9 protein-coding genes are annotated in these 8180 nt (G+C 66.3%); 7 read left to right on the top strand and 2 right to left on the bottom strand.

From position 1 onward, the window contains the following. The first annotated feature begins 295 nt into the window (after nucleotides 1–295). The 6 genes from ACFPIJ_RS56845 to ACFPIJ_RS56820 all read left to right on the top strand — a co-directional run bounded on the left by ACFPIJ_RS56845 (nucleotide 296) and on the right by ACFPIJ_RS56820 (nucleotide 4439). On the top strand, nucleotides 296–889 hold the full coding sequence (locus ACFPIJ_RS56845) for a PadR family transcriptional regulator (RefSeq protein ID WP_380127912.1): 594 nt from the start codon (nucleotides 296–298) through the stop codon (nucleotides 887–889). A 168-nt stretch (nucleotides 890–1057) separates the two neighbouring features. Next, entirely contained in the window at nucleotides 1058–1444 is a 387-nt protein-coding gene (locus ACFPIJ_RS56840; protein WP_380127911.1) for an SgcJ/EcaC family oxidoreductase, read from the top strand. Next, a complete protein-coding gene (locus ACFPIJ_RS56835; protein WP_380127910.1) occupies nucleotides 1444–1806 on the top strand; it encodes a hypothetical protein in 363 nt (120 codons plus the stop codon). Before ACFPIJ_RS56840 ends, ACFPIJ_RS56835 begins: the two co-directional genes overlap by 1 nt. Before the next feature lie 723 nt (nucleotides 1807–2529). Further along, nucleotides 2530–2988 carry a hypothetical protein gene (locus ACFPIJ_RS56830; protein WP_380127909.1) on the top strand — a complete coding sequence of 153 codons (459 nt, stop codon included), beginning with the start codon at nucleotides 2530–2532 and terminating at the stop codon, nucleotides 2986–2988. Nucleotides 2989–3233: 245 nt separating this feature from the next. Then, nucleotides 3234–3785 carry a hypothetical protein gene (locus tag ACFPIJ_RS56825; protein WP_380127908.1) on the top strand — a complete coding sequence of 184 codons (552 nt, stop codon included), beginning with the start codon at nucleotides 3234–3236 and terminating at the stop codon, nucleotides 3783–3785. A gap of 318 nt (nucleotides 3786–4103) precedes the next feature. Next, complete coding sequence (locus tag ACFPIJ_RS56820; RefSeq protein ID WP_380127907.1) at nucleotides 4104–4439, top strand: DUF6308 family protein; 336 nt, start codon at nucleotides 4104–4106, stop codon at nucleotides 4437–4439. A gap of 117 nt (nucleotides 4440–4556) precedes the next feature. Here ACFPIJ_RS56820 and ACFPIJ_RS56815 read toward each other — a convergent pair whose 3' ends face one another. Next, nucleotides 4557–5192 (bottom strand): hypothetical protein, encoded by a 636-nt coding sequence (locus ACFPIJ_RS56815; RefSeq protein ID WP_380127906.1) that lies wholly within the window; start codon nucleotides 5190–5192, stop codon nucleotides 4557–4559. Nucleotides 5193–5641: 449 nt separating this feature from the next. Here ACFPIJ_RS56815 and ACFPIJ_RS56810 point away from each other — a divergent pair, with 449 nt between their 5' ends. Then, complete coding sequence (locus tag ACFPIJ_RS56810) at nucleotides 5642–6400, top strand: SDR family NAD(P)-dependent oxidoreductase (protein WP_380127905.1); 759 nt, start codon at nucleotides 5642–5644, stop codon at nucleotides 6398–6400. A gap of 898 nt (nucleotides 6401–7298) precedes the next feature. Here ACFPIJ_RS56810 and ACFPIJ_RS56805 read toward each other — a convergent pair. Next, nucleotides 7299–7682: a limonene-1,2-epoxide hydrolase family protein gene (locus tag ACFPIJ_RS56805; RefSeq protein ID WP_380127904.1), complete on the bottom strand. Its 384-nt coding sequence runs from the start codon at nucleotides 7680–7682 to the stop codon at nucleotides 7299–7301. Between the last annotated feature and the right edge of the window lie 498 nt (nucleotides 7683–8180).

The following is an 8180-nucleotide window of genomic DNA, read 5'->3' as shown; positions in this document are numbered from 1 at the left end:
GGCCACAAGCTCATAGCGACCATGGTGAGCGAGAAAGGCGGGTCTTGGGCCGGTTCGTACGAGGTGACTGGCAAGCGGACCGCCGCATGACCGTACGACCGGGACACTCGCGGCAAGTCCGGACGGTCGACCACGCAAATCCGCGGGCGCGGGTACGCAGGCCCTGCCGCGTCGCGCCCATGTGCAGGCCGGCGTTCGTGAAAGGCGCCGACGGTACGGGTAACCAGCCGAACCGCCGTGACAGTTGCCGAAGGTAGTGCGAGTTGCAATACTGCAACTTGCCATAGGAGGTGGGATGCAGAAGGCCGATCGGGATACCGCCGCGCTGTGCGTGCTGGGGCTGCTGAAGACAGGGCCCCGGCATCCGTACGAAATGCACATCATGATCGTTCGGACCCACAAGACCTTTGTATCCGGTCTGCCACGCAGCATCTACCACGCGGCGCAGCGCCTCCTGGCCGCCGCGCACATCCGGGTCGCGGCGACAACGCGGGACGGGGTGCGGCCCGAGCGGACCGTCTACGAGCTGACCGACTCCGGGGAGCAGCGGCTGCGGAACTGGGTGCTGTTGCTGCTGGGCGAGCCGGATGCGAACTCAAGCCTCTTCGTGCCGGCTCTCACCTTCGCCGGTGTGCTGACCCCGGGCGAGGTGGCCGCCGCGTTACGCGACCGGCGGGCGGAACTCGCCCGCCGGGAGGAAGCGGCGACGTCCGTGCCGCCGGAACTGCCCCGCATTCTCGTGCTCGAGGCCGAGTACGAGGCTGCTCGGCTACGCGCGGAGACCGAATGGGTCGGCCGGGTCATCGACGATCTCGACGCCGGCGTTCTCCACTGGCCGGCCGATCTAACTGCCCTGGCCGACATCGAGGCACTCATCAAGGAGGACTGACCAGCCCGAAACGGATCAGGGAGCCGCGCCAACGACTCCCCGACCGGCGAGAAACCGTGACGGATCAGCGGCCCTCGACTCTTGCAGGACCGAGCTTACCCGCGGATGCCGGCACACCACCCGAGCTGCTCACCGAAGCAGCCGTCCGAGTAGGGAGCTCGATCCACTATGCCCACGATCAACGACACCATCGACCGCCTCAACCAGGCCTGGAACGACAGGGACGCGACCGCCTACGCCGCGACGTTCACCCCGGATGCCACATACATCGTCTTCGACGGCACCGTCCTGCGCGGCCGGGCCGAGATCGAAGACACCCACCGGTTCCTCATGCACGGCCCCCTACGCGGCTCCCGCATCGACGGCGGCCCCGCGCCGTTGGTGCGATACCTACGCCCGGACGTCGCCCATGCGGTGATCGGTGGCGGCGTACGACTCGACGCGCAGCCGACCGTACCCGCCGACCGCGCATCGGTGATCTCACTCGTTCTCGCCGCCGACCCGGACGGCGCATGGCTGATCGCGGCCTTTCAGAACACCCGGCGGGACGCGTGATGAAGCTGCTGTTCGAAGCGTCCGCCCCGGTACACGCTCCCCTCGCGCAAGTGCGGCGGCTCATCGACAGCGAGTGGGTGCTGGAGACGGTCGTCGGTGCGGCCGGACGGGCCTACGTCGACATCGACCACCGCGACGGAGTAGTCGGATTTCAAGGACACTGGTGGTACCGCGGCGAAATCAGCGCATCCACATCCGGCAGCCACACAATGATCACCTACCGCGTATTTAATATGGCACGCCGCGGAGCATGGGCCGTGCCGCTGGCCAACCGGCTGTTCATCGGCTACAAAAGCGCGGTCCGCGACACCGCCACCCGCCTCGCCCGGGCCGTCGAGTCACACCTGGCCCAGGCAGCGTGAGCCGGTGGTCGCATGCCATGGTCACGTAATGTGACGATCTCCGAGTCGGCGGCCGCGCAAGACCTGCGGCATGAGAGGGCGTGCCCGCCCGCGTGAGTGACTGCTGCGGTAATGAGTTGGCCTCCTGCCCGTGGAGATCCTTATGCTCTTGAAGTGAGCAGCTTCCCGGCTCAGGCCGGCCGAGTTCGGAACGTCGGTTTGCCGCTGCGCCGCCGGTTGCTCGCGTTACGTGAATGCGTTCTGCATTTCGCCCCGTACGGTTTTCGTGCCACCTGGCATCACCTGATCCTCCGGGCAGGCGTGCCCGTGTCGTTGGAGTCAGATCCTGACTCGCTGCTGCGTGCCGTCGGCGAGTTGGAGGATGCTCGACAACTCTGGCTCGCTGAGGTGCAGGCGTTCTCCCTGCGACGTCGGCAGGAGAAGGCGTTGGGCCGACGCCGGCCGGAACGCTACAAGGCCTGGTATGCATGGCCGCAACGGCTCGCTTTCTGCCCAGATCCGGAGCAACATCCGACGGAGTCCTTGGCGACGGTGGTAGCGCGACTGATCACCGCGTACCGATCAGGAGTAGTCCCGGCTGACCGCTGCCCGGCGTGTGGGAACACTCGGCTGCCGCCGCACTGTCCGCACTGCGGAGTTCGTTCCTGGGACCCATCGGCGCATCCCTGGAGTCCGCCCGGCGATCGGCCCTCGGCGCCTCGTCGCACCGGCTTGCCGTGGCCCTTGATCTGGCACCGCGCGATCCGGCGGGGCACGACGGTCGGCGGTGGGGACATCTCCGAGTTCAGAGCGGAGTACACGCCGACCAGCAACGACGGCCGCTTCGGAATCTTCCAACTCTACGTTCGTGGCAACGCGCTCGGTGATGCCACCACCACCGCCCTCTATCCACATGTCCAGCATCTGCAGAACTTGGGTGGCGTCGCCGAACGGCCTGGCACGCGCGGGCCAGAGCCCCTAATCCTCGGCGACACCTTCGATCACCTGACCATCACGCTTGAAACAACCGAGCAAGATATGGCCTTCGCGTTCACCACACGCCCGAAACGAGAGTGGGGGGACCCGCCACCATGGGCGCCGCCGCCAGGGAGGAGAATGCGCCTGTTGGTGCGGCGTGCAGAGGTGATCAGTGCATGGCGTGAGGCAGAACCGGAACTCCGACGACTTCTGACGCACGCGTAGCCGGAGCCCTTTGTCGGCAGACGACTACGTCAAGAAAGATCGAACACTCATGCACTGTTCTCGGCAGAACAGAAAGCGTCGGCGTCGCCAGAGTCCTGTCACCCGCTGTGACAAACCATGGTCCGAGGCCGCGCCAAACCAGCGGCATGAGCGGACACCATGACTACCGTCCACAGCTTCGAGGCCGGCGGCGATGTGGGCCTGGGGTGTCATCCGTGGTCGGGGCCGCAGAGCACACTGTGGCGATGAACGGCGGTTGGGCTCAGCGGCAGACGTCAGCGTTCCTTGCACTGCAAGGCCATGTTGTCCGCTCCTGGCAGGGCATTGAGATGGCCGTTCGCGGCGACGACACGCACTTCGAATTCGGCGGCCCGGACGTGCCGTGTCTGCAACTGCTCACACTGCGCCTAACGCTCGCCACCGACTCGCCGGTCGTCGTCACCACGTACCAGGACAATGATGCGTTCGGGCTGGCGATCGGCACCTCCAGCAACTGGCCTACCGAAGAGCTGGGCGCCGGGTACCGGCTGCGAGCCCTGCCCGAGTTACCCACTGGTCGGGTCCAAGAAGTGTTGGCCTACCTGGATGGTGACCTGCTCGCCGAGTTGACGCTTCGGGTGGAAGGCCAGGAACTGTTGCTCGTCGCCGGCGAGGCAGACGAAGATCATTTCGGCCGGCTCGTATGGCATCGCCTTGACGAATCCGTACTCGTCTTCACCCGGCCAGGCGACGTCGAAGCGATGTCCTGGGTGCCGGCACGCACGCCGCTTCGTCTCGTCGCACCAGAGTGCCCGTGACCGGGTATCCGCTTCTTGGCAAGACGGAAACTCAGCCTCGCAGAAGCTGGTCACAGCCGGTTACGAGTTCGGGCGCCTGTCGCACCATCGGCGGCATGAGTGGATACCGGCGAACGCCTGAGCTCAGCGGTCATCATTGCCGGCTCAGCACCAGATAGCGCCCGTCGGTGATCGTCTTGCCCCAAAGCGTGTCCTCGTTCAAGAGCCGCAACTCGGCCTTCCGGCCGCGACCTCGCACCAGTGAGGTGCACTCTGCCGCTGACAATCCAGCACCCGTTGCCCACCTGCCTTCGATGAGGACGAGTCTTTGGGAGGCTTTTGGCTCGTACACCCACCAATGTTGATCTCGTAGTCATGTCCGATCTCTCGGCGTGCTTGGAGCTCTGGGCTTCAATTCGATCTCTACAAGGCGTCGGGCGAACTATTACCTCAAAGCTCCTGGCTCGCAAGCGACCACGGCTGATCCCAGTACAGGACGCTGTGGTGATGAAAGGGCTGGGCGATCCGACGGAGTTCTGGGAGCCACTCCGTCGACGACTGCAGGAGGGGTTGCACTCCCAACTTGTCGACGTCGCCGCGCCTGTCCGCGAAGTTCCGGCCGGGACCAGCACCATCCGAGTGCTTGACGTGCTGCTTTGGATGGAGCACCACTGACGCTTGTGGGTGCGATCGCACCGGACAGCGGCAGATCCGCGCATCCGATCAAGTCACGACGCGATGCAGATACGCGGCTGGCCTGGGCAACTTTGCGCGGAGCGGGGCAGACCCTAGCTAGCAGAACTCGATGGCGTGCCCGCTGGCGATGCTGACCTCGCATGCCTCATGCAGCGTCAGCCAGACCGTCGACTCGATGAAGTAGCTGGCGTCCTCGGGCAGGTCCGCGAGGCGCTCCGCCTCGGCGTCGGGTAGCGAGCCGTCCGGGGTGAGCCGGATGCCAATCGCCGGCGCGCATCGGCGCAGCTCTGCGCGGAGGCCTTGGCTGGAGCCGACCATGCCACCGCCGGCCACTCCCGACTCCTCGGTCAGGAACAGCGGCTCGTTGAAGTCCACGGGAACGTAGTAGCCCTCGCAGTCGGAGTGGCACAGCAGGTGCGAGGAGAACATCGCGGTCTCGTCCTCGACCGCATCGTTGTCCCGGTCGCGCTCGTCGGGCCCGTCGACCGGCGTCACCGGCCGCCCGATGCTCACCAATGCGTACACCCGCCGCAGATAGTGCAGCCACGAGTAGGGGAAGCTCAGCACCGGCGCACGCGACGGCGGCACAGGCGCGCCGATCGGCTCGGTCCAGATCACGCCCTCGGCGGCGAGCGCGGCGCTGAGGCCCTTGAACATGGCGCGCGCCTCGGCCAGCTCCTCCTCGTCGTCGGCCAGCTCAGGCTCGATGCCCACGGATATCGCAAGACCCATACCTTGGACCCTATCGGCCCGGGAACCATTGCCGCCCCACGCCCGGCCGTGCTTGGTCCGATCCTGGAACTGCCCGACGAGGTGGCGACGGCCCACCGCTTCGCCGAACTCGCGACACCGTTGCGGGCCTAGATAACTACGTGTTCTCCGCAAGGTCCGGTATGCGCACATCGGCTACGAGCGGTGAGTCGCCCACGTGCCACGGCGCCGCGATCGCGACCGCGCAGCGTGACGATCTCCGAGCCGGCCGCCGCGCGAGACGTGCGGCAGATGAGGACGCCCACGGCGCGCTCGGTTCTCAGCGTCCGCGTAGGTCATCCGGGTATGGGTGGTGGCCCTCAACCGGCTGGCGAACGGTGCCGTGGTCGACTCATGTTTGGTGGGTGAGGCGGTGCGCTCCACCTGCCGAAGGATAGGGGGAAGCGACCAGCGTCGGAGGGGGTATTGACGTGACCGGGCTCGAGCATCGACTCCAAGATCGTGTGGCCGTGGTGACGGGTGCGTCGAAGGGCATCGGCGCGGCCATTGCCAAGGCGTTCGCCGACGAAGGTGCGTCCGTGGTCGTGAACTACGCCACCGGCAGGCACGACGCCGAGGCTGTCGTCTCCGGCATCGCGAGTGCAGGTGGCACGGCGGTCGCCGTCGCTGGTGACGTCTCCAAGGTCGCCGAGGCACGGGCTATTACCGACGCGGCCGTCGAGCATTACGGTCACCTCGATATCCTCGTCAACAACGCCGGCGTCTACGAGTTCGCCCCGGTCGAGGACGTCACCGAGCAGCAGTTCCACCGGATGTTCGATATCAACGTGCTGGGGCTGCTGCTCACCACTCAGGCCGCGCTCAGGCACATGGGCGCCGGCGCCAGCATCATCAACGTCGGCTCCGCCGCCAGCCGTGTGACGCCGCCGGAAACCGTTGTCTACACCGCTACCAAGGGTGCAGTCGACGCGGTCACCGGCGTACTGGCCAAGGAGCTCGGCCCGAAGCAGATCCGCGTCAACTCCATCAACCCGGGCTTCGTCGAAACCGAGGGCACCGACGCCGCCGGGGTGACCAGCTCCGACTTCGGGCGGGAACTCATCGAGCACACCGTGCTCGGCCGGGCCGGGCAACCGGAGGACATCGCCTCGGTCGCCACGTTCCTTGCCTCCGACGACGCGGCGTGGGTGACCGGAGAACAACTCACCGCCGCCGGCGGCCTCCGCTGACGTCCGCGCATCGACGTCTCCGTGTGTTGATCTTTATCGCCGCTGGCGCGTCGGAGATCGCTTGCCGGCGGAACGGGTGGCCAACCGAATGGTTCGCGCGCGTCTTCGTGCCGCCGGCATCTCGCCACTCCGGGGCCGGCCGACGCGGATCGGCGGCACGTCATCGTCCACGTATGGCCAGACGCCTCTCACACGGTTGTCGATCTTGGTCACGGACGATGCCGGTCGTCACCAACGGGCTGCCGATGCACCTGGTCGCGGGCTGGATCATCAGTGGTTTGTGGATCGACTTCGGTCACGAAGCACGTGGGCACCCGCCACAACGGCCCGGAGGCGATCGCCCGGCCGTGGCGGCCCTTTGCTGGGGCCGGGGTCTCTCTGCTTGGCCGCGTTCGGGGCGGGCGCGGCGGCGCTCAAGGGCAGCCCGGCTGTGGCAGCTTTGCTGGGCATGACGCCGCCTGACGACTTTGCGATGACCCTGGGAGGCTGTCGCTCCTGCTGACCTCGGAAAAGATCACACTGAGTGCGTGTGCTGGATCCGTTGCCGCGAAGGGGAAGGCGACGCTCAGCTTGTATCCGTCCGGGATTGGAGCGGGAGACGTCATCCACCACGACGACGCCTTCGCGGTCTATGGCGTCCAACAACCGGCATCAATCCGGACACAGCTGAACAACGCCGGGGCCGTGGCAGGAGTCCCGCCTGCGTTGACAGCCAAAGAACGCCGATCCGGCCGCCCCACCGGTGCCGGATGAACACCGTCGCCAAGCCCGGGGCTCGGCTCGATACATGCCGGCAATCGGCCCGGCCACACCGATTTTGAGACTGATACCGCCATCCACGTGCCGGACGATCTCACGAAGCGGTCGTAGTGCTCCGCCGAGTAGGCGACCGCGGGCCTCATCCCATCCGGCTGGTGAACTGGTTCATGTCGAAATAGTCCCGCCACGCCTTGATCTTGCCGTCACTGACCTCGAAGGTTCCCATGACCGGCAGCTCGAACGACTTGTCAGGGAGCGTGAAGACGTCCACCCGCTCAGTCATCACGACCGGACCATCGGCCGCGATGTTGATGACCCTGAACTCGATTCGCTCAATGCCTGGCGGGCCAGGGCGGATGAACGAGGCGATGGTGTTGGCGATGGCCTCCCTGCCGGCGACCGGCGCGAGCGGGATGTTGTGGTAGACGGCGTCATCGGTGAAAAAAGCGGCCAGCTCGACGGGCCCGAAATTGTCGGACCACGCCGCGCAGAACCTGCGCACCACCTCGATTGGGCTGCCCATCTGGCTCCTCCTGTACTCGATCTTCGGCGAAGTTAACAATACGTGTGTCCGCTCCTGACAGCGACCATCGCGGCGGGACTGGACAGCGCGGCGGCGGTCAGCGATCACTACGCCGCAATCGACCGACTCGACGTCTTCGCTCGCCCTGCCCAAGCGAAGTAGACATCCAGCACACCCGCAGTGCTGCGTCGCGTCACCGACCCGGACTACCTTTTCCACACCTGAACGCCGGCTCGGCACTGGCCCATCGCGGCACGAGGGCCCGCGCTTCGCGGACAGCGGCGTCGGCACGGGGTCCCACGCCTCGTGGACGCCGCGCTGGACGAGGCTGGGGAGTCGGGATGCCGGGTGAGGGGCGGGAACCATATCAAGATCGGGTGAGCGCTCATCGGCTACTTCTTTAATTGGATCTACGATCTGTGCCCGGCCGGGCTGGGTCGAGGTAGCCGGTGGGATCGCTCGTATTTGCGGCTGTCCACCTGAGTCTGGGGTGTGACT

It is taken from the genome of Dactylosporangium cerinum (assembly GCF_042653625.1).
Taxonomy (GTDB): Bacteria; Actinomycetota; Actinomycetes; order Mycobacteriales; family Micromonosporaceae; genus Dactylosporangium; species Dactylosporangium cerinum.
The sequence above is the reverse complement of the archived record's forward strand: the minus strand, read 5'-3'. Positions and strand labels throughout refer to the sequence as shown.

Coding starts and splice junctions, on each gene's coding strand:
- ACFPIJ_RS56845 (WP_380127912.1), top strand. CDS start 296: ATGCAGAAGGCCGATCGGGATACCGCCGCGCTGTGCGTGCTGGGGCTG.
- ACFPIJ_RS56840 (WP_380127911.1), top strand. CDS start 1,058: ATGCCCACGATCAACGACACCATCGACCGCCTCAACCAGGCCTGGAAC.
- ACFPIJ_RS56835 (WP_380127910.1), top strand. CDS start 1,444: ATGAAGCTGCTGTTCGAAGCGTCCGCCCCGGTACACGCTCCCCTCGCG.
- ACFPIJ_RS56825 (WP_380127908.1), top strand. CDS start 3,234: ATGAACGGCGGTTGGGCTCAGCGGCAGACGTCAGCGTTCCTTGCACTG.
- ACFPIJ_RS56815 (WP_380127906.1), bottom strand. CDS start 5,192: ATGGGTCTTGCGATATCCGTGGGCATCGAGCCTGAGCTGGCCGACGAC.
- ACFPIJ_RS56805 (WP_380127904.1), bottom strand. CDS start 7,682: ATGGGCAGCCCAATCGAGGTGGTGCGCAGGTTCTGCGCGGCGTGGTCC.